At 58.2% G+C, this 22,808-nt stretch carries 19 protein-coding genes and 1 tRNA gene; 8 read left to right on the top strand and 12 right to left on the bottom strand.

From position 1 onward, the window contains the following. The first annotated feature begins 112 nt into the window (after positions 1-112). Both GS614_RS06140 and GS614_RS06135 read left to right on the top strand, forming a co-directional pair. Positions 113-541, top strand: a complete 429-nt coding sequence (locus GS614_RS06140) for a hypothetical protein (RefSeq protein WP_371809382.1) — start codon at positions 113-115, stop codon at positions 539-541. Further along, positions 538-1,770 carry an HlyD family secretion protein gene (locus tag GS614_RS06135; RefSeq protein ID WP_171630763.1) on the top strand — a complete coding sequence of 411 codons (1,233 nt, stop codon included), beginning with the start codon at positions 538-540 and terminating at the stop codon, positions 1,768-1,770. Before GS614_RS06140 ends, GS614_RS06135 begins: the two co-directional genes overlap by 4 nt. A gap of 59 nt (positions 1,771-1,829) precedes the next feature. On the opposite strand, the gene GS614_RS06130 is transcribed toward GS614_RS06135, so the two are convergent. The 7 genes from GS614_RS06130 to GS614_RS06100 all read right to left on the bottom strand — a co-directional run bounded on the left by GS614_RS06130 (position 1,830) and on the right by GS614_RS06100 (position 9,707). After that, positions 1,830-2,975 carry an iron-containing alcohol dehydrogenase gene (locus tag GS614_RS06130; RefSeq protein ID WP_171725733.1) on the bottom strand — a complete coding sequence of 382 codons (1,146 nt, stop codon included), beginning with the start codon at positions 2,973-2,975 and terminating at the stop codon, positions 1,830-1,832. Positions 2,976-3,042: 67 nt separating this feature from the next. Continuing rightward, positions 3,043-4,425 carry an aldehyde dehydrogenase family protein gene (locus GS614_RS06125; RefSeq protein WP_171725732.1) on the bottom strand — a complete coding sequence of 461 codons (1,383 nt, stop codon included), beginning with the start codon at positions 4,423-4,425 and terminating at the stop codon, positions 3,043-3,045. Positions 4,426-4,519: 94 nt separating this feature from the next. Next, the gene (locus GS614_RS06120) at positions 4,520-5,872 is read right to left on the bottom strand and encodes a glutamine synthetase family protein (RefSeq protein WP_171725731.1); all 1,353 of its coding nucleotides are present in this window, start codon (positions 5,870-5,872) and stop codon (positions 4,520-4,522) included. Between the two features lie 90 nt (positions 5,873-5,962). Beyond that, positions 5,963-6,994, bottom strand: coding sequence for a TRAP transporter substrate-binding protein (locus GS614_RS06115; protein ID WP_170343589.1), 1,032 nt, complete (start codon positions 6,992-6,994; stop codon positions 5,963-5,965). Positions 6,995-7,061: 67 nt separating this feature from the next. Continuing rightward, positions 7,062-8,387, bottom strand: coding sequence for a TRAP transporter large permease subunit (locus tag GS614_RS06110; RefSeq protein ID WP_171205339.1), 1,326 nt, complete (start codon positions 8,385-8,387; stop codon positions 7,062-7,064). Further along, the gene (locus tag GS614_RS06105; protein ID WP_152458809.1) at positions 8,387-8,905 is read right to left on the bottom strand and encodes a TRAP transporter small permease subunit; all 519 of its coding nucleotides are present in this window, start codon (positions 8,903-8,905) and stop codon (positions 8,387-8,389) included. Before GS614_RS06105 ends, GS614_RS06110 begins: the two co-directional genes overlap by 1 nt. Before the next feature lie 16 nt (positions 8,906-8,921). Next, on the bottom strand, positions 8,922-9,707 hold the full coding sequence (locus GS614_RS06100; protein WP_253285292.1) for an N-formylglutamate amidohydrolase: 786 nt from the start codon (positions 9,705-9,707) through the stop codon (positions 8,922-8,924). A gap of 103 nt (positions 9,708-9,810) precedes the next feature. On the opposite strand from GS614_RS06100, the gene GS614_RS06095 reads away from it, so the two are divergent. The 6 genes from GS614_RS06095 to GS614_RS06070 all read left to right on the top strand — a co-directional run bounded on the left by GS614_RS06095 (position 9,811) and on the right by GS614_RS06070 (position 16,688). After that, positions 9,811-10,683 (top strand): MurR/RpiR family transcriptional regulator, encoded by an 873-nt coding sequence (locus GS614_RS06095; protein ID WP_171114706.1) that lies wholly within the window; start codon positions 9,811-9,813, stop codon positions 10,681-10,683. Between the two features lie 93 nt (positions 10,684-10,776). Beyond that, positions 10,777-10,850: transfer RNA gene (locus GS614_RS06090), tRNA-Gly, on the top strand. A 129-nt stretch (positions 10,851-10,979) separates the two neighbouring features. Further along, positions 10,980-12,800, top strand: coding sequence for an ABC transporter transmembrane domain-containing protein (locus GS614_RS06085; RefSeq protein WP_171725729.1), 1,821 nt, complete (start codon positions 10,980-10,982; stop codon positions 12,798-12,800). A gap of 160 nt (positions 12,801-12,960) precedes the next feature. After that, the gene (locus GS614_RS06080) at positions 12,961-14,850 is read left to right on the top strand and encodes an acyl-CoA synthetase (protein ID WP_152458802.1); all 1,890 of its coding nucleotides are present in this window, start codon (positions 12,961-12,963) and stop codon (positions 14,848-14,850) included. A gap of 12 nt (positions 14,851-14,862) precedes the next feature. Further along, positions 14,863-15,786: an alpha/beta hydrolase gene (locus tag GS614_RS06075; RefSeq protein ID WP_171725728.1), complete on the top strand. Its 924-nt coding sequence runs from the start codon at positions 14,863-14,865 to the stop codon at positions 15,784-15,786. A gap of 98 nt (positions 15,787-15,884) precedes the next feature. Then, a complete protein-coding gene (locus GS614_RS06070; RefSeq protein WP_171362434.1) occupies positions 15,885-16,688 on the top strand; it encodes a methyltransferase domain-containing protein in 804 nt (267 codons plus the stop codon). 23 nt (positions 16,689-16,711) lie between these two features. On the opposite strand, the gene GS614_RS06065 is transcribed toward GS614_RS06070, so the two are convergent. From GS614_RS06065 to GS614_RS06045, 5 genes are all read right to left on the bottom strand, one after another. After that, positions 16,712-17,548: an alkaline phosphatase family protein gene (locus GS614_RS06065; RefSeq protein ID WP_171725727.1), complete on the bottom strand. Its 837-nt coding sequence runs from the start codon at positions 17,546-17,548 to the stop codon at positions 16,712-16,714. A gap of 154 nt (positions 17,549-17,702) precedes the next feature. Then, a complete protein-coding gene (locus GS614_RS06060) occupies positions 17,703-19,340 on the bottom strand; it encodes an ABC transporter ATP-binding protein (RefSeq protein ID WP_152458795.1) in 1,638 nt (545 codons plus the stop codon). Further along, complete coding sequence (locus tag GS614_RS06055; protein WP_152458793.1) at positions 19,337-20,152, bottom strand: ABC transporter permease; 816 nt, start codon at positions 20,150-20,152, stop codon at positions 19,337-19,339. Before GS614_RS06055 ends, GS614_RS06060 begins: the two co-directional genes overlap by 4 nt. Next, positions 20,149-21,105, bottom strand: coding sequence for an ABC transporter permease (locus GS614_RS06050; protein ID WP_171167062.1), 957 nt, complete (start codon positions 21,103-21,105; stop codon positions 20,149-20,151). The genes GS614_RS06055 and GS614_RS06050 overlap by 4 nt, the downstream gene beginning before the upstream one ends. Positions 21,106-21,120: 15 nt before the next feature. Then, positions 21,121-22,707 carry an ABC transporter substrate-binding protein gene (locus GS614_RS06045; protein WP_171167064.1) on the bottom strand — a complete coding sequence of 529 codons (1,587 nt, stop codon included), beginning with the start codon at positions 22,705-22,707 and terminating at the stop codon, positions 21,121-21,123. Between the last annotated feature and the right edge of the window lie 101 nt (positions 22,708-22,808).

The raw sequence follows: 22,808 nt of genomic DNA, 5'->3' as shown, positions 1-22,808 counted from the left end.
GCTGGCGCCAAAGCTCCTCGTTCGCCACGCGTTTGGGTTTCCGGACTATAAGCAGCCTTGAAATTGTGCTTCAACCCGGTCAAAGAAGTATCAAATTATACAGGAGGGTAAGGTGACCGCAGCAGACCTTCATCCAATGGCCACAGGGCATATTCCAGGATATGTTGTCGCAGCTGACGGAAGCGATTACCTTTTCTCCGCCATGGTCGTTTTTTTCGTCGTTCTGGTGGTGCTGATCGGTGTCGGATACCTGACGCTGCATTCGGTTCCCGAAAAAATGGCCCACGAAAACAATCACCCGCAATTTCAGTTGGTGGGCATTCTGGCACTACTGGCGCTGTTTACACATAATGGGCTTTTCTGGGTTGCTGCTATATTGGTCGCAGGGTTCCAGTTCCCGGATTTTGCCACCCCGCTTCGAAACATTGCCGATGCCATTCGTTCTCTGGGTCGGTCACCTGTTCCGGAACCAGTGTCTGAAACAACGGTGCCGGCTGCGCCAGAACCTGGACCCAGCGATGCGCAGGAGCAATCCACATGATCGAGACCATGCTCTGCGCCCTGATAACGGTGCTGCCCGACTATCTGTTCCGCCGTTTTGTACAGGGCAAGCGGATCGGTCACGAGATTACCTTGTTCACCATGTGGTACGAACTGCGCTGGGGTTTGACCACCTGTGCCATTCTGGCGCTGACCGTGATCACCACGCTGTTTTACTTTCATCCGGCCAGCAAAACCGCAGCATCCTATTTCCGGACAGTAACCATTCTGCCGCAATTGGGCGGCCGTGTTTCCGAGGTTTTCGTCAAGAACAACGAACTGGTAACCGCGGGTCAACCGATTTTCCGGATCGAGGATTTCAGCCAGACTGCCCAAGTTCAGGCGGCAAATGCGCAGATTGCACAGGTGCAGGCCTCGCTTAAGGTTGCGGAAACCGACTTGGCCGAGGCGGAAGCTGGAATTGCAGGTGCCAAGGCAGCCCTTGCGCAGTCTCTGGAGGATCTTGAGCGCAATACGACCTTGCGCGACGAAGGTTCAAGCGCCGTAAGGCTGGCCGAGATTGAGAGGCTGGAAAACCTTGTCGCCGAGCGAGAGGCCCAGGTTCTTGCAGCGGAATCCAAACGTGCCGCGGTTGAGCAGCAGATCGAAGAACTGATCCCCGCGCAGCTAGCCAGTGCCATTGCGCAACTGGATGCTGCGCAGACCGAGTTGGACAAGACGGTGATCACCGCGGGCGTCACAGGGCGGGTCGAACAGTTCGGCCTTCAGGTCGGTGACTACGTAAGCCCGTTGTTGCGCCCCGCGGGCATTCTTGTGCCATCGCACACAGGGCATGATCGTTTTCAGGCCGCTTTCAACCAGCTCTCTGCCCAGGTGATCAAGCCGGGCATGATTGGTGAATTGGGTTGCATGACAAAGCCATTCACCGTGATCCCCACCGTGGTGGTCGAGGTGCAGGATGTCATCCCGTCGGGCCAGATCCGCCCATCGGACGAATTGCGGGACGTGCAGACCAACAACAATCCGGGCTCGATTCTGGTCTATATGGAGCCGCTGTACAAAGGTATGGCCGATGACATTCCGCCGGGCAGCAATTGTCTGGCCAATGTCTACACAGACAACCACGAGCGGTTGGAGCACGAGGATCTTGGCTTTTGGGAGGCGGCCTTCCTGCACGTGGTCGACACGATCGGCGTGGTACATGCCGCGGGTCTGCGCTTGCGTTTGATCCTGATGCCGGTGAACACTCTGGTTTTGACCGGGCATTGATCTGACCTTGGCAATCTGAACGCGAAGGCCCGGCAAGTTTCGCCGGGCCCTTTGGTTTCTTAAAGCGCTGCTTTGAACAGCTGCGTCAGGTTGTCTTTCGTCAACTCAATCGGGTTGCCGCCGCATGACGGATCGATGATCGCCCCTTCGACAAGCTCTGGGATAGAAGCTTCGGTCACACCCAATTCGGACAATGTGCGGGGGATGCCAAGGCTGTCGTTGAAATTCTGCACGAAGGCGCGGAAACCATCGAAGCCGCCGTCGATGCCCAGATATGCCGCAGCTTGCCGGAACCGATCTGCAATGGCCGGGGCGTTGAAGTCCAGCACAGCGGGCATGCAGACCGCGTTCGTGGTGCCGTGATGGGTGTTGAATACCGCGCCAATTGGGTGGCTCATCGCGTGGATCGCGCCAAGGCCCTTCTGGAAAGCCGTTGCGCCCATGGCAGCGGCGCTCATCATCTGGGCGCGGGCCTCGATATCGGTGCCGTCTGCATAGGCACGGGGCAAATACTCCTTCACCAGTCGCATACCCTCCAGCGCGATGCCCTGGCTCATCGGGTGATAATGCGGGCTCGAGAAGGCTTCGACGCAATGCGCGAAGGCGTCCAGGCCTGTTCCTGCCGTGATGAACTTGGGCATCCCGACGGTCAGCTCCGGGTCGCAAATCACCACGGTCGGCAGAACCTTGGGATGAAAGATGATCTTCTTGGCATGGGTCTCGGAATTGGTGATGACGCTCGCGCGGCCCACTTCCGATCCTGTCCCTGCGGTGGTCGGAACGGCAATGATTGGCGCGATCGCGTCGGCATCGGCTCGTGTCCACCAGTCGCCGATATCCTCGAAATCCCAAACGGGGCGCGTCTGACCGGCCATGAAGGCGACCATCTTGCCCAGATCCAGCCCAGAGCCGCCGCCAAAGGCGATCACCCCGTCATGGCCACCCGCGTTATAGGCCGCAACTCCGGCTTCAAGGTTCTTCTCATTGGGGTTGGGGTCCACATCGCTGAACAGGCCGCGTCCCAGTCCGGCGGCTTCCATGATGTCCAGTGTCGAGCCGGTGATGGGCAGATCGGCCAGCCCCTTGTCCGTGACCAGCAATGGTTTCTTCATTCCGGCGGCGGCGCAGGCTTCGGGCAATTCCCTGATGCGCCCGGCTCCGAATTTGATGGCGGTCGGATAGGACCAGTTTCCAACAAGTGTCATGTCAGGTTTCCTTTGCAAAATAAGGCCTGCTTCGGCGAGGGGGTGGGTCCGAAGCAGGCCGTCGTCCTTAGCCCGTTACCTTTTTGAGGTGGTAGGATTTGGGACGTGTCAGGTTGTGATATCCGATGACGGACAGACCGCCGCCGCGCCCGGTATTCTTGCAGCCCGTCCAGCACAGGCCGGGGTCCAGATAATCGGCGCGGTTCATGAACACGGTCCCCGTTTCGATCCGTTCACCCACCCGCGCCGCACGATCCACATCGCGGGTCCACAGGCTGGCAGTCAGGCCAAACTCACTGTCATTCATCAATGCGATGGCCTCCTCGTCCGAGGACACTTTCATGATGCCCACCACGGGCCCAAAGCTTTCGTCCCGCATCACGCGCATGTCATGAGTGACATTGGTCAGGATTTGCGGTGTCAGGTACGCGCCACCGTCGTCTTCAGCGAAGGTGTCGATATGCGCAACCGCACCGGCTGCAACCGCCTCGGCGATCTGCGCTCGTACCTCATCGGCAAACCGCACATTGGCCATCGGGCCAATCGTTGTCTCGGCATCCAGCGGGTTGCCCAGCTTGTAACCCTTCACGATGTCCACCGCCTTGGCGACAAAGTCGTCATAAAGGCTCTCGTGAACATAGATCCGCTCGATTCCGCAACAACATTGGCCCGAATTGAACATCGCACCGTCAATCAGCGTGTCGACCGCGGCATCCAGGTCGGCGTCATCCATGACATAGCCGGGATCCTTGCCGCCCAGCTCGGTGCCGACGCCGGTAAACGTGCCCGCCGCGGCACGTTCCATCGCCTGACCGCCGCCGACTGATCCGGTGAAGTTCACGAAATCAAATGCATTGCCCGCGATCAGGTCGTTGGTCACGTCATGGCTCAGGAACACATTCTGGAATACGTCCTCGGGCACACCTGCCGACTGGAACGCCTTTGCCATGCGCTCGCCCACCAGCAACGTCTGTGTCGCGTGTTTCAGGACGACCGTGTTGCCCGCGATAAGCGCCGGTGCGACCGTGTTGATCGCCGTCATGTAAGGATAGTTCCAGGGCGCCACCACAAAGACCACCCCATGAGGAATGCGCTTGATGTAGCGTTTGAACGTTTCGTCTTCGCCGACGGCGATATCTACCAGGGACGTGTCGGCAATCTCCGCCATATGGCTGGCACGTTCGTTGAATCCACCGAACTCGCCGCCATAACGCACTGGGCGACCCATCATATGGGCCAGTTCCGGCACGATCTCATCGTTCATGGCGCCAACGGCGGCCACACCCGCCATCACAAGATCGATCCGCTCCTGCAACGGACGAGCTGCCCATTCCGCCTGAGCAGCCCGAGCACGCGCCGCGGCCCCGAACGCGGCTTCTCGCGACAACACTTCACGTTCGGCATAAACCGATCCATCGATCGGCGAGACACATTTCAACATCTGCCCCATTTTCACTCCATTTCCGAAAGAAACAGGATCCCTGCTTCATCTGGCCCAAAATATCCCGGGGGTCTGGGGGCAGAGCCCCCAGCGCGTCCCGACCTCACGCCCGCTCGAATCCGCGGGCGATTTCCCAATCCGTGACCACGCGTTCGAACTCCTCGATCTCGACCTCCGCGGCACGGGTATAGTGGTCGACGACGTCATCTCCCATGGCCGCGCGCAACATGACCGATCCGTGCAGCGCATCCCGCGCGGCGCGAAGGTTGCCCGGGATCATCGCAGTCTCACCCTGGTAAACGTCGCCTTTGGTCGGCGGTTGCAGATCCAGCCCTTCCTCGATGCCCGCGATCCCTGCCGCCAGCATGCCAGCCATCGCCAGATAGGGGTTCATATCTGAGCCCGGAATTCGGCACTCGACGCGTACGGCCTTGGTGCCGTCACCGCACAGGCGGAACCCGGCGGTGCGGTTGTCCACGGACCATATGATCCGCGTTGGCGCGAAGGTGCCTTTCATGAAGCGTTTGTAACTGTTGATGTAAGGCGCCATGAAATAGGTGTAATCAGGGGCATATTTCAGCAGCCCAGCCATATAGCTTTTCATCAGCGCCGACATGCCCAGATCGTCCCCGGCGTCATAGAAGGCAGGCTGTCCATTCGCCCATAGTGACTGGTGCACATGGGACGAGCTACCAACTTTCTCGTGGTGCCATTTCGGCAGGAACGTCGCTGCGTGACCATGTTGCCACGCGATCTCTTTCACAGCGTTCTTGGCGATCGAATGATACTCGGCTGTTTCCATCGCGGGTGCGTATTTGATGTTCAGCTCTTCCTGCCCGGTCTCGGCCTCACCTTTGGAGTTCTCAACCGGAATGCCCGCATCCCACAGATGGTTGCGGATCGGACGCATCACATGCTCTTCCTTGGTGGTCTGAAGGATATGATAGTCTTCGTTATAGCCCGAGATCGGCTCCAAATCCCGGAAACCTTCCTTGCGGATCTGGTCAAAGCTTTTCTCAAACAGGAAAAACTCAAGCTCGGTCGCCGTCATGGCGTCATAGCCCATGGCTTTCAAACGGCTGACCTGTTTTTTCAGGATTGAGCGCGGCGCGTGCGGCACTTCCTCGTGCGTGTGATGATCCAGCACGTCACACATCACCATCACCGTGCCTTCAAGCCACGGCACCGGGCGCAGGGTGCTGAGGTCCGGTTTCATGACGTAATCGCCATAACCCCGTTCCCAACTGGTCGAGGCGTAGCCATCGGGTGTCGCCATCTCCAGATCGGTGGCCAACAGGTAGTTGCAGCAATGGGTCTCTTCCCATGCGCCTGCCACGAAATGGCCCGCGTGAAAACGCTTGCCCATCAACCGGCCCTGCATGTCCACCATGCAGACCAGAACCGTATCAACCGAACCTTCGGATACCTGCGTTTTCAGATGTTCGAACGTGAGCATGTGCCACCTTTGTCTTTGCCGAAATCCTTCATCGGCCATTCGTTCAGTCAGACCCGCCCCCATGCAAGGGGCGGGTCGCTTGGCCAAGTCTTAGCCGTAGCGGTAGGGCCGTCCAGCCTTGAGCATGTCGGCGTTGTACTGTTTGAAGATTTCAACAACCTTCGCCTTGGTTTCGGATTCGGCTGCGATCTCATCCCAGAAGGCAACGGCCGCGGCTTCGACGGTTGCCCATTCTTCGTCCGGGATCGACGTCAGCTGCATCTTGTCTCCGTTGACGCGCAGGCTGGCTTCGCCGCCCCAGTACCACCACTGACGATAATAGTGTGACTGATCGGTGCAGACGCGGAACAGGGTCTGCAAATCTTCGGGCAGCTCGTTCCAGCGATCCATGTTGGCAAAGAACGAACCGGCCCAGGCGCCCGAGATGTTGTTGGTCAGGAAGTAATTGGTCACATCCGCCCAGCCGACAGTGTAGTCTTCGGTGATGCCGGACCAGGCGATGCCGTCCAGCTCGCCGGTCTGCACGGCGACCTCGATGTCTTCCCAGGGCAGGGTGACCGGCACAACGCCGAACTGAGACAGGAAGCGGCCCGCGGTCGGGAAGGTAAACACACGTTTGCCCTGAAGGTCCGCCAGGCTGTTGATCGGGTCCTTCGTTGCAAAGTGGCACGGGTCCCAGGCGCCGGCCGAGATGTGCTTGACGCCGACTTTCGAGTATTCCTCGTCCCAGATCTCGTTCAGCCCGTACTGGTTGAACAGAACCGGCACGTCCAGCGAGTAGCGCGAGGCAAAGGGGAAATAGCCGCCGAACACGGTGACCTCGGTGGGCGATGCCATCGAGTCATCATCCGACTGCACGGCATCAATCGTGCCGCGCTGCATGGCGCGGAACAGCTCGCCCGTCGGAACCAGCTGGTCGGCATAGAACAGCTCGATCTGCATCCGGTCTCCGGCGATCGTGTTGAACATCTTGATGGCCGGGTCGATCACGTGTTCGGCCAGCGCCGGGCCGGCATAGGTCTGCATCCGCCATCTGATGGTCGATTGCGCCAGTGCAGGCGTCGCCAGAGCAGCGGCGGGAGCGGCCGCAGCACCTTTCAGAAATGTACGTCTGTTCGTCATTCTCTCTCTCCGTTGGTCAGTTTCGATTGTGCGGGGATTGCCCGCGAAGCCCCGGTTTGATCCGGGATCATTTGTTGTAGATGTATTCAGGCAGCCACAGTGCGATCTGCGGGAACGTCATGATGATCGCCAGCGCCAGCGTCATCACCATCACGAAGGGCAGGATCGAACCGTAAATGTCGCGCAGCGATATCTCTGGTGGCGCCATCGCGCGCATCAGGAACAGGTTGTAGCCGAAGGGCGGCGTCATATAGGCGATCTGGGTGGTGATCGTGTACAGAACCCCATACCAGATCAGGTCGAACCCCAATGCACCCACGAGCGGCACGTACAAAGGCGCGACGATCACCAGCATGGCCGTATCGTCCAGAAACGTGCCCATCAGAATAAAGCTGAGCTGCATCAAGATCAGGATCACCCACGGGTTGAGGCCCAGCCGTTCGGTAAACAGGTTCTCGATTGCCCGAACGGCGCCCAAGCCGTCGAAAACAGCGCCAAAGGCAAGCGCAGCCAGGATGATCCACATGAACATACAGGTGATGCCCAGCGTCGACCGCACGGATGTCTCGAAAACCTCACGTGTCATGCGGCCCTTGAGGATGGCCGCGGCGAACGCCGTCAACGCACCGATGGCCGAGCTTTCGACCAGCGAGGTCCAGCCGTTGACGAAGGGCACCATCATCGCGGCAAAAATACCCAAGGGCAGAAGGCCTGCGCGCAACAGGCGCAGTTTCTCTGCCATGGGCACGTCGCGTTCCTCGGCTGACAGGGCGGGCCCTAACGCCGGGTTGATGCGGCAGCGGATCACGATGTAAAGGATGAACATTGCGGCCATCATTAGCCCGGGAAGCAGCCCGGCAAGCCAGAGCTGCCCGACTGGCTGGCGCGCGATCATCGCGTAAAGAACCAGCACGACGGAGGGTGGCACAAGAATACCTAATGACGATCCGGCTTGTATCACCCCGGTCACCATTTTCTTGTCATAGCCGCGTTTCAGAAGTTCCGGCAGCGCAATGGTCGCGCCGATGGCCATGCCTGCGACACTCAGCCCGTTCATGGCCGAAATTAGCACCATAAGACCGATCGTGCCTATTGCGAGCCCGCCGTTCAGGCCCCCCATCCAGACGTGGAACATCTTGTACAGATCGTCTGCAATTTTGGATTCGGCCAGAACATAGCCCATGAAGATGAACATCGGCAGGGTCAGCAGCGGATACCATTTCATCAGCTTCATGGCGGCCGAAAAGCCAATGTCATAGCCGCCGCGATCCCCCCACAGAAACAGGGCGGCCATCACGGCGACAAAACCAATCGCGCCAAAAACGCGCTGCCCGGTCAGCAGCATCAGCATCATGGTCGAAAACATCAGGATGGCGATCAATTCGTACGACATCAGATCACCTCGCGCGGGATGTCATCGCCCCTGAGGCGCAGAATATCTTTGAACAGTTCCGAGATCGCCTGAAGCAGCATCAGAAACAGGCCCACGACCATGATGACCTTGATTGGCCACAGGTATGGACGCCACGCGGTCGGGCTGCGTTCGCCATACTGCAGCGAATAGCTAAGCGAGTCGTATCCGCCGTAGATCATCACGCCCAGGTAGATGATCAGGAAAAGGACGGTGATCGCATCCGTCCACGCGCGACGACGGTCGGACCATTCGCCGTACAGAAGGTCCATGCGGACGTTGGATCCCATCTGGATCGAATAGGGTCCGCCCAGAATGTAGTAGGCGACCATTGCGAACTGGGCCATTTCCAGGGTCCACAGCGATGGCAGGAAAAAGGTTTTTGAAATCGAGGACCAGAGCAGGATGCCCATCATGACGAAGATGCCGTACATGACGAAGCGTCCGATCCAGCGGTTCGTGCGGTCAATGACCGCCACATATCCCCGCATGAAATTCATCCCGATACCTCTGCTCTCATGGTTTCGCCTCTGCGTGCGATAAGTCTTGGATGACCGATTGCAGAATTGGCGTCAGCAATCCCGCAATGCGGTTCACGCCGTCTGCTGTGTCGATTAGATCGTTTCGAACTTCGATCATGACATTTGGAAGCCCGCGCCGGACCGCGTGTTCGCGCAACGTGTGCGTGACGCCATCCGTCGCCGAGTAAGGTTCGTTCAAAGCCACACGCAATCTCGAGCTTTCCGCGTGGCTCAGCATCAGCTGCGCGGCGCGGTCGTCTTCGTCATGAAGAATCCCCAGTTCTACCTTTCGGGGGGCTCCCTTGTAGACGGGCGTGAAACTGTGGATCGTGATGACAACCGGAGGTTCAGGCCGTTCGTCCAAAGTGGATGAAACCAGCGTTTTGAAAGGCTCATACACGTCGCGAACCCGCTGGGCGCGCTGAGCATCTGTCAGGTTCATGTTGCCGGGAATGGAAAACACTTCGCTGACTTGCGGCATGGCATCTTCGCGTTCGGGCGGGCGGTTGCAGTCATAAACAAGGCGACTGACGCGCGAGTGGACCAGCGGCGCATCCAAAGCGCCCATCAGCTCCACCGACAGGTCCAGCGCGCCGATGTCCCAGGCCGCGTGAGAGCTGGCCGCCGCCTCATCCAGCCCCAGTCCATCCAGCGCGGCCGGAATAAACCGGCTTGCATGTTCGCATATCAGCACGGCAGGCGCGCGACCGTGCGCATTGAGCACGCGGGCTGCCGGGGCTTCGGTCGGCAAAAGCAATGATGACTCGGTCTCGTGACGCATAGGTAGCATTTGTTACAGCAACTTCTCACCTGTCAAGAAAATTTCTGTAGACAAAATTTCAAACGAACATATTCTGTAACAAATTCAAGAAACGAGGGCGCCGATGGCCACCGTTGCCAAACTTGTCAAACAGAGGATTCAGGATGAGCTGGACGATCTGACACGGTCTGAACGTCAATTGGCCTCGGTCCTGTTGCAGGATTATCCGATGGCCGGTTTGCAATCGATCACCAAGCTGGCCGCTGCGGCGCAGGTTTCGACCCCGACCGTCATTCGCATGGCGCGCAAGCTTGGGTTTGACGGGTTCCCCGACTTGCAGGATGCGCTGCGCGAAGAGGTTGCGGCGCAGATCAAAAAGCCGATCTCGAAACGGGACGCCTGGGTTGTGGATGACGAGGCAGAACATCCGACAACGCGTTTTGCCCAGGCGGTATGGACCAACATGCGCCACACGCTGGAACGTCTGGACAAAGAGATGTTCGATGCCGTCGCGCGTCTTTTGGCCGAGACAGAGCGCCATCTATACGTCGTTGGTGGTCGCATCACGCGGTCAAATGCGGATTATCTGTTCAATCATATGCAGATCATCCGGCCCAATGTGACGATGCTGGGCAATTCGGCGAATGTCTGGCCGCAATACCTTCTGGATATGGATGAGTCATCCGTTCTGGTGATCTTCGACATCCGCCGTTACGAGGCGCATCTGGAGAAGCTGGCACAGGTTGCCTCGGGCCGCGGCGTCACTGTTGTTCTGTTTACGGACCAATGGGGATCGCCGATCGGAAAGACCGCAAATTATTCTTTCCACGCACTGGTCGAGGCGCCATCCAGTTGGGATTCGACCATTGCCTTGCAGTTGATCTCGGAAACGCTGATTGCCGAAGTGCAGGAGGCGCGTTGGGAAGAAAGCAAGGAGCGGATCGAAGAACTGGAGCGGTTCTTTTCCTCGACCCGGATATTTCGCAATCAGGACTGACGGGCCGAGCAGTGTCGGAAAAATTGCGCCACTAAATTTGCCACTTCCGGCTTGACGATCCCGAAAGCATGACTTAACCAGCGCAAACCATTTGCGGGTATAGCTTAATGGTAAAGCCCCTGCCTTCCAAGCAGGCTATGTCGGTTCGATTCCGTCTACCCGCTCCATGCCTTCCTTGAAATTCTGCGTCAAATGGCCCTTTCGACCTGCCGATTGCGGTTGTGATGCTTGACCATACCTGCCGCTACCTCCAAGAAAGCGGTCACTCAGTACGGTTCAGGATACAAGGGCCAGACATGGCAAGACAAGCCGCCAGCAAGCCAACGCATACCGCCGCGCCCGGAGCCTCCGAGGAACGCGCCCGTTCAAAGAAGATTGGGGTTCTGGCCTCGCTTTGGCCGTTCATGAAACCCTACAAATTCCTGATGATAGGCGCGACGCTGGCGTTGATTCTGACGGCCAGCATGACCCTCACGCTGCCATTGGCGGTGCGGCGCGTGGTCGACAATTTCCGAATTCAGGATGGAGAGCTTCTGGATTGGTATTTTCTGGCCGCGCTGGTCATCGCTGCCGTTCTGGCCGTGGGTACCGGTATTCGGTATGCGCTTGTGACCCGTCTGGGCGAACGGGTAGTAGCCGATATCCGCAAGGCGGTGTTTGATCGCGTCATCGGTATGAGCCCGGAATTCTATGAGCGAATCATGACCGGTGAGGTGCTAAGCCGGATCACCACTGACACGACGCTGATCCAATCTGTTCTCGGCTCGTCCGTGTCTATTGCCCTGCGAAACATACTGATGTTCGTCGGTGGGCTGGTTCTGATGCTGCTGACATCCGCCAAGCTGACCGGGCTGGTATTGTTGCTGATCCCGGTGGTCATCGTGCCGATCCTTGTACTTGGTCGCCGTCTGCGCGTGATCAGCCGCGAGAATCAGGACTGGATCGCGGCCTCGTCCGGCAACGCGGGTGAGGCATTGGGTGCGGTACAGACCGTTCAGGCATTTTCCCATGAACAGGCCAGCCGCCAGCAATTCAGTGAGATGACCGAGACATCCTACAGCGTCTCGCTGCGCCGCATACAGACCCGCGCGGTGCTGACGGTGATCGTGATCTTCCTGGTTTTCTCGGGTATCGTGGGCGTTCTGTGGATGGGTGCCAATGACGTGCGAAATGGCGTGATGACCGAAGGCGTTCTGATCCAGTTCGTCATCTATTCGATCATTATGGCGGGTTCGGTCGCGGCCCTGTCCGAAATCTGGAGCGAACTTCAGCGTGCCGCGGGGGCCACCGAACGTCTGGTCGAGCTGCTGCATGCAGAAGATACCGTGACCGACCCTGCCAATCCCAAAGCGCTTCCCAAGAACATTCAGGGCGAAATCCGGTTTGAAGATGTCAGCTTCCGCTATCCCGCGCGACCCGATACGGTTGCACTGGATCATCTGTCACTTCTGGTGAAACCCGGCGAGACGGTCGCATTCGTCGGGCCATCGGGGGCGGGAAAAACAACCGTGATCCAACTGATCCAGCGGTTCTATGATCCGAACTCGGGCCGCGTGACGCTGGACGGTCTTGATCTGCGCGACATCAATCGGTCAGATTTCCGCCGCCACATGGCTCTGGTGCCTCAGGATCCTGTGATCTTTGCTGCATCCGCGCGGGAAAACATCCGCTTTGGCCGTCTGGATGCCTCGGATGCTGAAGTCGAGGCCGCCGCCCGGGCCGCTGCCGCGCATGATTTTATTGCGGCCTTGCCCCAAGGATATGACAGCTTTGTCGGCGAACGCGGTGTCATGCTGTCTGGCGGGCAGAAGCAGCGTATTGCCATTGCCCGGGCAATCCTGCGCGACGCGCCGGTTCTGCTGCTGGACGAGGCGACTTCGGCGCTGGATGCGGAAAGCGAACGCGCAGTGCAGGGCGCGGTGGACAAGATGCGTGCCGGCCGCACGACCCTGATCGTCGCGCACAGATTGGCGACCGTAAAGAAAGCCGACCGCATCGTCGTGCTAGAGGAAGGCCGCATCGTGGCACAAGGCCGCCATGAGGATCTGGTGTCTCAGGACGGGCTGTATGCACGCCTTGCCCGGTTGCAGTTCACCGATGGTGTCGCCGCAGAATAAGAGTGACGCTCCGGCACTTGCGAATTCGCCGTAGCGTCATTCTACATTTTACTCCCCCTGAAGGCTAAGGCCTCGCTTGCGCGAGGTTCGTTTTGCTTCCATCTTGGTTGCGAACAACAAGCCCGCGCAAAACGCGGGAGAATAATACGGGAGGAACCACATGGCCTTTGTGGGTTTGGAAGACAAGAAGCGCATGGAACAGGAAATGCCGTGGGAGGATCGGGATTTGCCCGTCACCTTCCATCAGCTTTTGTCGCGCACCGCAGGGAAGTTCCCCAACCACAATGCCATGAGCTTCCAACTGTTCTCGGGCCCGAAGGACAAGGCCGAGACCCTGACCTGGTCGCAACTTCTGGCTCAGGTCAACCAGGCAGCAAACCTGTTCCGCTCGCTGGGTGTGGGTGAAAAGGACGTGGTCGCTTATGTGCTGCCCAACTGCAACGAAACACTGGTCACGATGATGGGCGGCGCGGTTGCGGGGATCGTGAACCCGATCAACCCCTTGCTTGAACCGGAACAGATCGCCGCGATCCTGCGCGAGACCGGCGCCAAGGTCGTGGTGACGCTGAAATCTTTCCCGAAAACAGATGTCGCGCAGAAGGTCGAAGAGGCGGTGCGCCACGCACCCAAGGTCAATACCATTCTGGAAATCGATCTGAACCGGTATCTGACCCCGCCCAAATCATGGCTGGTGCCGTTTCTGCGCCCCAAGATGGGCGACAAGGAAAAGCTTGCCCATGCGGATTACAAGAACTTCCACACGGAACTGGCCAAGCAACCGACGACGCTGACGTTTGAAGACAGCAAGGAAGATCGTGTCGCCTGTTATTTCCATACCGGCGGTACCACGGGTATGCCGAAGGTGGCGCAGCACAAGTATTCCGGCCTGATCTACAACGGCTGGTTGGGGAACACGCTTCTGTTTGACGAAAACGACGTCATCATGTGCCCGCTGCCCATGTTCCACGTTTTTGCGGTGCATGTGATTGTGATGGCGGCCGTATCATCCGGTGCCCATGTGGTTTTCCCGACGCCACAGGGATATCGCGGCGACGGGGTGTTCGACAATTTCTGGAAGCTGATCGAGCGTTGGAAGGTGAGCTTCATCATCACCGTGCCAACCGCGATTTCAGCCAAGATGCAGCGCCCAGTCGATGCCGATATCTCAAGCGTAAAAACGGCCTTCTCGGGCTCCGCCCCGCTGCCGGTGGAACTGTTCCGCCGCTTTGAAGAAGCGACTGGCGTCACCATTGTCGAAGGGTACGGTCTGACAGAGGCCACGTGTCTGGTTTCGTGCAACCCGGTGGATGGTGAGAAAAAGATCGGATCGATCGGTATTCCGTTCCCCTATACAGACGTCAAGATCTTGCAGGATGGGCCAGACGGACCGACCGAGTGCGACACTGATCAAATCGGTGAGATCTGCATCTCGAACCCGGGTGTCTATGCGGGCAATACTTATACCGAGGCCGACAAGAACGTTAACCTTTATCACTTCGACAAGTACCTGCGCACGGGCGATCTGGGGCGCTTCGACGAAGATGGGTATCTATGGATCACCGGTCGCGCGAAGGACCTGATCATTCGTGGCGGTCACAACATCGACCCTGCCGAGATCGAAGAGGCTTTGCTGGGTCACGAGGCCGTCGCTTTTGCCGGTGCCATCGGCCAGCCGGATGCGCATTCCGGTGAAGTTCCCTGCGCCTTTGTCGAACTGGTCGAAGGCGCGTCTGTCACCGAAAAAGAGCTGATGGATTACTGCAAGGTTCACGTGCACGAACGCGCGGCGCAACCCAAGCACATGACCATTCTGGATGAGCTGCCCAAAACGGCCGTTGGCAAGGTGTTCAAGCCTGAACTTCGGAAACAGGCCATCACTCGTATCTACAACGGCGCCCTCGAGGATGCCGGTTTGGCGGCGCGGGTGGTTTCCGTCATTGATGACAAGAAACGCGGCCTCGTTGCGCAGCTTGACGCGAACGGATCTTCGGAAGACGATGTCGCAAAAGTGCTGGGCGTATACACCCGGCCATGGGAGTGGTCTGAATAAGCCGGAGGGACAATGGACTATGAACGCCTGATCGACGAAGAAACCTGGGCGTTCATACGTCGCACGGCCGAAAGCTATCCCGATGACGCGGTCGAGCTGTCGATCGAGGATCAGCGCCGTGTCTATGACGCCATGTGTCAGGACTTTCGCCAACCACGCCCGGCTGGCGTGGAAACTCAGGACCGGGCGGCCGATGGTGTTCCGGTTCGAATTTACTCTGCCGGGCAACCAACCCGAACCGTCATCTATTTTCATGGTGGCGGTTTCGTTGTTGGTGGTCTGGAAAGTCACGACGATGTTTGCGCTGAATTATGCGCCCAAACCGGGTACCGGGTCGTTGCCGTCGATTACCGGCTGTGCCCTGAACATGTGCACCCGGCACAGTTTGACGACTGTTGGAGCGCTGCGAACTGGGCCGCAAACGAATTCGGAGACCCTTTGATTTTGGCCGGCGACAGCGCCGGTGGAAATCTGGCTGCTGCCGTATCCCACTACGCGCGCGGGCGTTTGGACGGGATCCTGGGGCAGGTGCTGATCTATCCGGGCCTCGGAGGGGACCGCAGTCAGGGGTCCTACCAGGAACATGCCCAGGCCCCCTTGCTGACGTTGGATGAAATCAGGTTCTATGAAACCGTCCGATGCGCGGGCGATCCGCCCCAGGGCGATCCGACCTATGCGCCATTGCAGGACAGTGACTATTCAAACCTGCCACCGACCGTGGTTGTAACGGCTGATTGCGATCCGCTGCGTGACGACGGGCAAATTTATTGCAGTCGGATCAATGCGGCGGGCGGGCAGGCCCACTGGATCAATGAATTCGGTCTTGTGCACGGATATCTGCGCGCACGAACTTCGGTGAAACGTGCGGCCGACAGTTTTGAGCGTATCTCGGTTGCGATAGAAGCGCTGGGGCAGGGGATCTGGTCCTACGACTGATGCAGTGAATTGAAGGCTCTGGTCCTTTTGGGGCCTGTATGCCGAAAACCGGCTGGCTGTGGTAAGCTCACTCAAATTTTCCGAGGAGATCTTACCTAATGGCCGACCCCTTTCAGAACGTCGATGCCGCAGGGCCTGAATTCATCAAGCTGTTTGCGGATTCGATGGACCAGCGGCAAGCGGACCCGACGATGGAGCGGATCGTGGCCGCGTATCTGGGTCATCTGAACGTCACGGATGCATCGACGGTTGTCGAGGTCGGCGCCGGTGCAGGCGCCGTCACACGTCGCATCGCATCACACTGCCACCCGGCGAAGGTCATAGGTTTCGAACCTTCGAAAGGATTTGTCTCGGAAGCCAACACGCGGGCCAAGGAGTATTCGAACCTGACTTTCAAGGTTGCCGACGGTGCCGCGCTTCCGCTGGAGGATGATGCCGTCGATGCGGTTATCATGCACACGGTGCTCACGCATGTAGAAGACCCCAAATCGTTGGTTGCCGAGGCCTTCAGAGTGCTGAAACCCGATGGGATCTTGATCGTCTGTGACGCTGATTTCTCAAAAGCGACCTTCAGTGCCTTTCCAAATGATCCACTGGATATATGCGCAAAGGAGTTTGTGCGCGAGTTTGTGACCGATCCTTTTATCGTCGCAAAACTCAGGTCAATGATTTCCGATGCCGGACTTTCCGTGCAACATTTTGACGTGCAGAGCAGAGTTGTCTCGACAGCCGAGCAGATGTTGCCTTGGGTCGCCCTGACCACCAAGCAAATGTACGAGCGGGGTGATATCGGAAAAGAACTGGCAGAAGGGCTTGTGGCCGAGCACGAAAGACGTGCTCGAAACGGGTCTCTTTATGGATATCAGGTGTTTGCGACAGTGGTAGCTGCGAAGGCCGCATAAGCGGCCCCGAAGCTGCGTGCGCATTACCGCAGAAACGGTTCGGCCTTCATTGTCTCAGCAATGGGGGCGCCCATTCGGCTCAGGATGGTCGGGGCCAATTGCAACTGGCTTATGACGGTTTCGGGGTCCGGCCCTTCGGCGTCGCCGAAATAATACAGCGCCGTTTCCTGTTGCAGCGGGCCGCGCCCGCCGTGGTGCCCACGCTCGTCCTGGCCGTGATCCGCGGTGACGATCACTTCATATCCCAACTGGCGCCAGCGGGGGATGAAAGGGGCCAGCATCTCGTCGGCGACAAAGCAAGCGTGATCCATTTCTTCACAATCGTGGAAGAAACGGTGGCCCATACTGTCCAGCGTGCAGGTGTGCAGAATGCCATAGTCCAGCCCGAAACGAAGGCACAGATTGGTCAGAGTGGCATACAGGTCGACATCGGATGGCGTCATCTGATTGGCTTTGCCATAGCCCGTCATGCTGTGAAAACGGCCATGGTTGATCGTCGCGCTTTCGGGTTCGTCATATTCGATGTCGCGGACGTAATCGAAGGGATGACGGTTGAAGAACTGCGACCAATAACTGTGTGTCACCGCCCCGGTCACCCCACCGGCTTCACGCACCTGGCTGAATACGTCCTTGTGGCTCAGCCGGAAGACATTTCCATTTCCGGTACAGCCATGCTCTTGCGGCGTCACGCCCGTGTGGATCGACGCATAGCAACTGGCCGATGTCGAAGGCAGCACCGCGCGCAGTTTCCAAAGCCGTGCTTCTCCGCTGTCGACCCAGCCTTCGAGATTGCCGAACAGGCGACGAAAGTTGCGATAGGGGACACCGTCCAGAATGATGAGAAGTAGCTTGCGGTCCATGTCGAGGCCCTTTGAGAGACATTGCGTTCCGGCGACCCTAAGAGATTTGACGTCCTCGGGCTGCCACTTTGCGCCCCCAATAGCAAAATCCCGACACCTGTCTTCACACAAGGTGCCGGGATTTCAAACCTTCATCGAAATGTCACGAACCGGATCAGTTGCCGGCGCTTTCCATCTTGCGATGGGCGACAACCTCTTCCAGCCAGCCCAGATGCATTTCAGGCACCGAACTGAGCAGCAGGTCGGTATAATCGTCGAAGGGCGGGCTCAGCACCTGGCTCTTCGAGCCATAACGGGCCACGCGACCCTGATACATCACCGCGATGCTGTCGCTGATCGCGCGGACCGTCGCCAGATCATGGGTGATGAACAGATAGGCCACATCTTCGATCTTTTGCAGGTCCAGCAGCAGCTTGAGGATCCCGTCTGCCACCAGCGGATCCAGAGCCGAAGTGACCTCGTCACAGATGATCATCTTGGGCTTGGCTGCCAGTGACCGGGCGATACAGACACGCTGTTTCTGACCTCCGGACAGTTCCGCAGGATAGCGGTCGATGAACTTTTCGCCCAACTCAATCTCATCCAACAGCTCGATGATCCGCTTGCGCTTTTCAGCGCCACGCATGTTGAAATAGAACTCCAACGGGCGGCCGATGATGGTGCCGACGGTCTGGCGTGGGTTCATTGCCACGTCCGCCATCTGATAGATCATCTGCAACTCGCGCAGATCCTCGCGAGAACGCCCCGCAAGGTCCGGCGACAGCGTGCGACCGGCAAAACGGATCTCGCCATCGCGCGGCGGCAACAGGCCGGTGATCACCCGGGCCAGCGTGGATTTGCCCGAACCGGATTCGCCCACGACCGCCAGCGTCTGCCCCGGATGAAGCTCGACATTGACGTTATGCAGCACGTCGAAGTTCAGCCCCTTGTAGCGCGCGGTGATCCCGTCAACGGTAAGCAGCGGTTCAGGTGTGGGCTGCTTTTCTTCGTGCTCGATCGAACGCACCGAGACCAAAGCCTGAGTATATTCTTCCTGCGGGTTGTTGATGATCTGATCGGTGCTGCCGTATTCGACTGTGTCACCCATCCGCAAAACCATGATATCGTCGCTGACCTGCGCAACAACCGCCAGGTCATGCGTGATGTACAAAGCGGCAACGCCGGTATCGCGTATGGCATCCTTGATCGCCATAAGAACATCGATCTGGGTGGTAACATCCAGCGCCGTGGTCGGTTCGTCGAACACCACTAGATCGGGTTCAGGACACAGTGCCAATGCGGTCATGCAACGCTGCAACTGACCGCCCGAAACCTGGTGCGGATAACGGTTGCCGATGTTGTCAGGGTCAGGCAAGCCCAGCTTTGCGAACAGCTCACGCGCGCGGGCCTCGGCCTCTTTGCGCGAAAACTTCTTGTGCTCGACAGCCGCTTCGACAACCTGATCCATGATCTTCTTGGCCGGGTTGAACGACGCGGCGGCAGATTGCGAGACATAGGCAACCTCGCCCCCGCGCAGATTCCGAATATCGCCATGCGATGATTTCAGGATGTCGCGCCCGTTGACCCAGACTTCGCCGCCGGTGATTTCAACGCCACCCCGGCCATAGGCCATCGAGGCAAGACCGATGGTAGATTTCCCAGCGCCGGATTCACCGATCAGACCCAATACCTTGCCGCGCTCGAGGTCAAAGCTGACCCCGTGCACGATTTCGATGTCATGGGGTTTCTCACCCGGTGGGTAAACGGTCGCACCGATCTTGAGGTCACGGACCTTGAGAAGGGTATCACTCATCCCCGACCTCCTTTCAGCGATGTAGTACGGTTGAGGATCCAGTCAGCCACAAGGTTGACCGAGATTGCGAGCGTCGCGATGGCCACCGCGGGGTACAGGGCCGCGCCAATGCCATACACGATGCCGTCCTTGTTTTCCTTCACGATGCCACCCCAGTCGGCCAGCGGCGGTTGAACGCCGAGACCCAGGAAGGACAGGGTAGAGATGAACAGCACCATGAAAATGAACCGCAGGCCGAACTCGGCCACCAGCGGTGACAATGCGTTCGGCAGGATTTCCCGGAAGATGATCCATGTCCGCCCCTCACCACGCAATTTGGCGGCTTCGACATAGTCCATCACGTTGATATCCACGGCGACGGAGCGCGAAAGGCGATAAGGGCGTGTCGCATCCAAAAGCCCCATGACAAGGATCAGGATCGGAACAGTGACCGGAACGATGGCCAGAATGACCAGCGCAAGGATCAGGGTAGGGATCGACATGATCAAATCGACCGTCCGGCTGAGCGCCTGATCCGCCCAACCGCCCAGAACGGCGGCCAGAAGACCAAGCGATGTACCGGTCAAGAAGCTGAGCAATGTCGCTGCGGCGGCAATGAAGATCGTCGTGCGCCCGCCATAGATCATGCGGGTCAGCAGGTCGCGGCCGATATTGTCGGTGCCCAGCAGGTGCTCGGCGCTGGCCGGTTCCCATACATCGCCGACCACTTCCGCCATCCCGTAAGGCGCGATCAACGGGGCAGCAATGGCCACGAAGAAATAGGCGCCGGTGAATATGAGGCCAATCAGAGCCGAAATAGGGATGTTTTTCATTTCGGATGCCTCAGTCTTGGGTTGGCGAGGATCGAGACGATATCCGCGACCATGTTCAGGCCGATGTAAACAGCCGCGAACACCACGCCGCAGGCCAGAACAACCGGCACGTCACGCTTGGTCACTGCGTCCACAAGGTACTGCCCCATGCCGGGATAGACGAACACGACTTCGACCACGACGACGCCGACAACGAGGTAGGCGAGGTTCAGCATGACAACGTTCACGATGGGCGAAATTGCGTTGGGAAAGGCATGCCGAGCGATGACCTGAAATGTGCTCAGGCCCTTGAGTTCGGCGGTTTCGATGTAAGCTGACTGCATGAGGTTCAGAATTGCAGCGCGGGTCATCCGCATCATCTGCGCCAGGACCACCAGTGTCAGAACGAAGGCAGGCAGCGCAATCGCGTTCAGCTTTTGCCAGAACGACATCGAGTCGTTGATCATCGCAAGCGAGGAAAACCATCCCAGTTTGACCGAGATGTAGTAGATCACGACGTAGCCGATCAGGAACTCGGGGATAGAAACCGTTGTCAGCGTGACGGCGGAAATCAGTTTGTCGGGCCAGCGATTGCGGTACCGGACGGCCAGTAGCCCCAGGAAAATCGCAAGCGGGACGGATACGATTGCCGCGACACAAGCCAGGAACAACGTGTTCCCGAGGCGTTTTCCGATGCTCTCGGCAATATCAAGCTTGTTGGTCAGCGATTGGCCAAGGTCGCCCTGAACGATGCCGCCCAGCCATTCAAAATAACGGGTCAGGGCCGGGCGGTTCAGGCCCATTTCTTCGCGAAGGTTGGCCAAGGCCTCGGGGGTTGCGGACTGCCCCAGGACGGCTTGCGCGGCGTCTCCGGGAAGAGCTTCGGTCAGGCCAAAAATCAAGGCCGAAGCGCCGAACAGCAATAGAATTCCCAGCGCGAGGCGCTGGGAAACCAGTTTTATGATAGGATGCATTATCCGATGCCTGTATCAGACGAACCACATTTTGCGGGACATGTTGCCGTTCATCATTTCCTGTGTCGGGTCGCTTTCCCAACCATCCAGTTGGTTGCTGACACCTTCGACAAAATCGTTGAACATCGGGCAAATCAGACCGCCTTCATCACGGACCATGCGGCCCATCTGGCTATAGATGCCCTTGCGTTTCTCGACATCCAGTTCTGCACGAGCCGCGAACAGCAGGTCGTCAAATGCCTGAACTTTGAAACGTGTATCGTTCCAGTCAGCCGTCGACAGATACGCGGTCGAATACATCTGGTCCTGCACCGGACGACCGCCCCAGTAAGAGGCACAGAAGGGCTGTACGTTCCAAACCTCGGACCAGTAGCCGTCATTCGGCTCGCGCTTGATTTCCAGCGGAATTCCAGCCTGGGCCGCCGTCTGTTGGAAAAGGGCTGCGGCATCCACGGCACCCGGGAAGGCACCGTCTGCAACACGAAGAACAATCGGCGAGCCGTCATGACCGGACTTCTTGTAGTGCTCGGCGGCTTTTTCCACGCTGAACTCGCGCTGTTCGATTGTCTCGTCAAACAGTGGATAGGCTGCGTTAATCGGCATGTCGTTACCGATCGAGCCATAGCCGCGGAGTACTTTGTCCACCAGATCCGCACGGTTGATGGCATACTTCAGGGCCGTGCGCAGTTCGTTGTTGTCGAACGGTGCGGTATCGCAGTGCATGATAAAGACATAGTGGCCGCGGCCAGCGGTCGAGTGCACGGTCAGATTGGGTGCGCGCCCCAGCAGGTCAGCGACCTTTGGTTCAACACGGTTGATGGCGTGGACCTGACCCGATTGCAATGCAGCGGTACGCGCTGTTGCGTCATTGATAACCACGACTTCAACACTGTCGAAGTTACCAAAATCAGAGTTCCAGTGGTTCTCGTATTTTGTGAACAAGTGGCGCACACCGGGTTCGTCTACTTCCACCTTGTATGGTCCGGTTCCGATACCTGCTCCGGGATTGTCCATGCCGCCATCGGGCTGAATGATCAGGTGGTAGTCGGCCATCAGATACGGAAGGTCAGCGTTTGGCTCGGACAGAGTGACCTGGAAATTGTCGCCATCGGCTTTCATCGACTCGATGCCCTTCATGATACCAAGGGCACCAGACTTGGAGTCTTCGTTCGAGTGGCGCTGCATTGTCTTCAGCACGTCCTCGCTGGTCATGGTTTTGCCGTTGTGGAATTCGACACCCTGACGCAGTTTGAACGTCCAAACCTTGGCATCCGCGCTGCCTTCGACACTTTCCGCCAGACGCGGTTCGATGGACCCATCGGGTGCAACTTCCACAAGCTGGTCGCCAAACTGTTTGCCGTTCTGGAACGGAACCGAGCTGGCATAGGTCGCTGGATCAAGCGAGTTGGTGGATTCGCCACCCTGAAGGCCAAATTTCAGGTCACCGCCTTTTTTCGGGCCTGCCGCGCGTGCTGCGTCTGCGAACATCGTGCTGGCCACCGCCGCCGAAACACCCAGGGCCGCGGCTTTCCCCATGAATTCGCGGCGAGTCATCTTCCCGGCTGTGACCTGACCGGCCATATGCGTTATTTGTTCATTCATTGAGTGTCTCCCTATTGAGTGGTTCTAGCCCCTTGGGGGGCTTTTTGTTGACGCATGAGTCAACGTTGGCTTATTTCCGCGAACCGGGCAAGGTTATTTCT

Source organism: Ruegeria sp. HKCCD6604 (genome assembly GCF_013110635.1).
Classification (GTDB): domain Bacteria; phylum Pseudomonadota; class Alphaproteobacteria; order Rhodobacterales; family Rhodobacteraceae; genus Ruegeria.
Note: the sequence above shows the minus strand (reverse complement) of the source record. Positions and strands in the feature narration are given on the sequence as shown.

Bases quoted from the DNA above. Each gene is read 5' to 3' on its own strand.
- GS614_RS06095 (WP_171114706.1), top strand. From the start codon at position 9,811: ATGGCCACCGTTGCCAAACTTGTCAAACAGAGGATTCAGGATGAGCTG.
- GS614_RS06130 (WP_171725733.1), bottom strand. From the start codon at position 2,975: ATGACACTTGTTGGAAACTGGTCCTATCCGACCGCCATCAAATTCGGA.
- GS614_RS06125 (WP_171725732.1), bottom strand. From the start codon at position 4,425: ATGGGGCAGATGTTGAAATGTGTCTCGCCGATCGATGGATCGGTTTAT.
- GS614_RS06075 (WP_171725728.1), top strand. From the start codon at position 14,863: ATGGACTATGAACGCCTGATCGACGAAGAAACCTGGGCGTTCATACGT.
- GS614_RS06070 (WP_171362434.1), top strand. From the start codon at position 15,885: ATGGCCGACCCCTTTCAGAACGTCGATGCCGCAGGGCCTGAATTCATC.
- GS614_RS06045 (WP_171167064.1), bottom strand. From the start codon at position 22,707: ATGAATGAACAAATAACGCATATGGCCGGTCAGGTCACAGCCGGGAAG.
- GS614_RS06080 (WP_152458802.1), top strand. From the start codon at position 12,961: ATGGCCTTTGTGGGTTTGGAAGACAAGAAGCGCATGGAACAGGAAATG.
- GS614_RS06115 (WP_170343589.1), bottom strand. From the start codon at position 6,994: ATGACGAACAGACGTACATTTCTGAAAGGTGCTGCGGCCGCTCCCGCC.
- GS614_RS06085 (WP_171725729.1), top strand. From the start codon at position 10,980: ATGGCAAGACAAGCCGCCAGCAAGCCAACGCATACCGCCGCGCCCGGA.
- GS614_RS06060 (WP_152458795.1), bottom strand. From the start codon at position 19,340: ATGAGTGATACCCTTCTCAAGGTCCGTGACCTCAAGATCGGTGCGACC.
- GS614_RS06065 (WP_171725727.1), bottom strand. From the start codon at position 17,548: ATGGACCGCAAGCTACTTCTCATCATTCTGGACGGTGTCCCCTATCGC.
- GS614_RS06105 (WP_152458809.1), bottom strand. From the start codon at position 8,905: ATGAATTTCATGCGGGGATATGTGGCGGTCATTGACCGCACGAACCGC.
- GS614_RS06055 (WP_152458793.1), bottom strand. From the start codon at position 20,152: ATGAAAAACATCCCTATTTCGGCTCTGATTGGCCTCATATTCACCGGC.
- GS614_RS06135 (WP_171630763.1), top strand. From the start codon at position 538: ATGATCGAGACCATGCTCTGCGCCCTGATAACGGTGCTGCCCGACTAT.
- GS614_RS06120 (WP_171725731.1), bottom strand. From the start codon at position 5,872: ATGCTCACGTTCGAACATCTGAAAACGCAGGTATCCGAAGGTTCGGTT.
- GS614_RS06100 (WP_253285292.1), bottom strand. From the start codon at position 9,707: ATGCGTCACGAGACCGAGTCATCATTGCTTTTGCCGACCGAAGCCCCG.
- GS614_RS06110 (WP_171205339.1), bottom strand. From the start codon at position 8,387: ATGTCGTACGAATTGATCGCCATCCTGATGTTTTCGACCATGATGCTG.
- GS614_RS06050 (WP_171167062.1), bottom strand. From the start codon at position 21,105: ATGCATCCTATCATAAAACTGGTTTCCCAGCGCCTCGCGCTGGGAATT.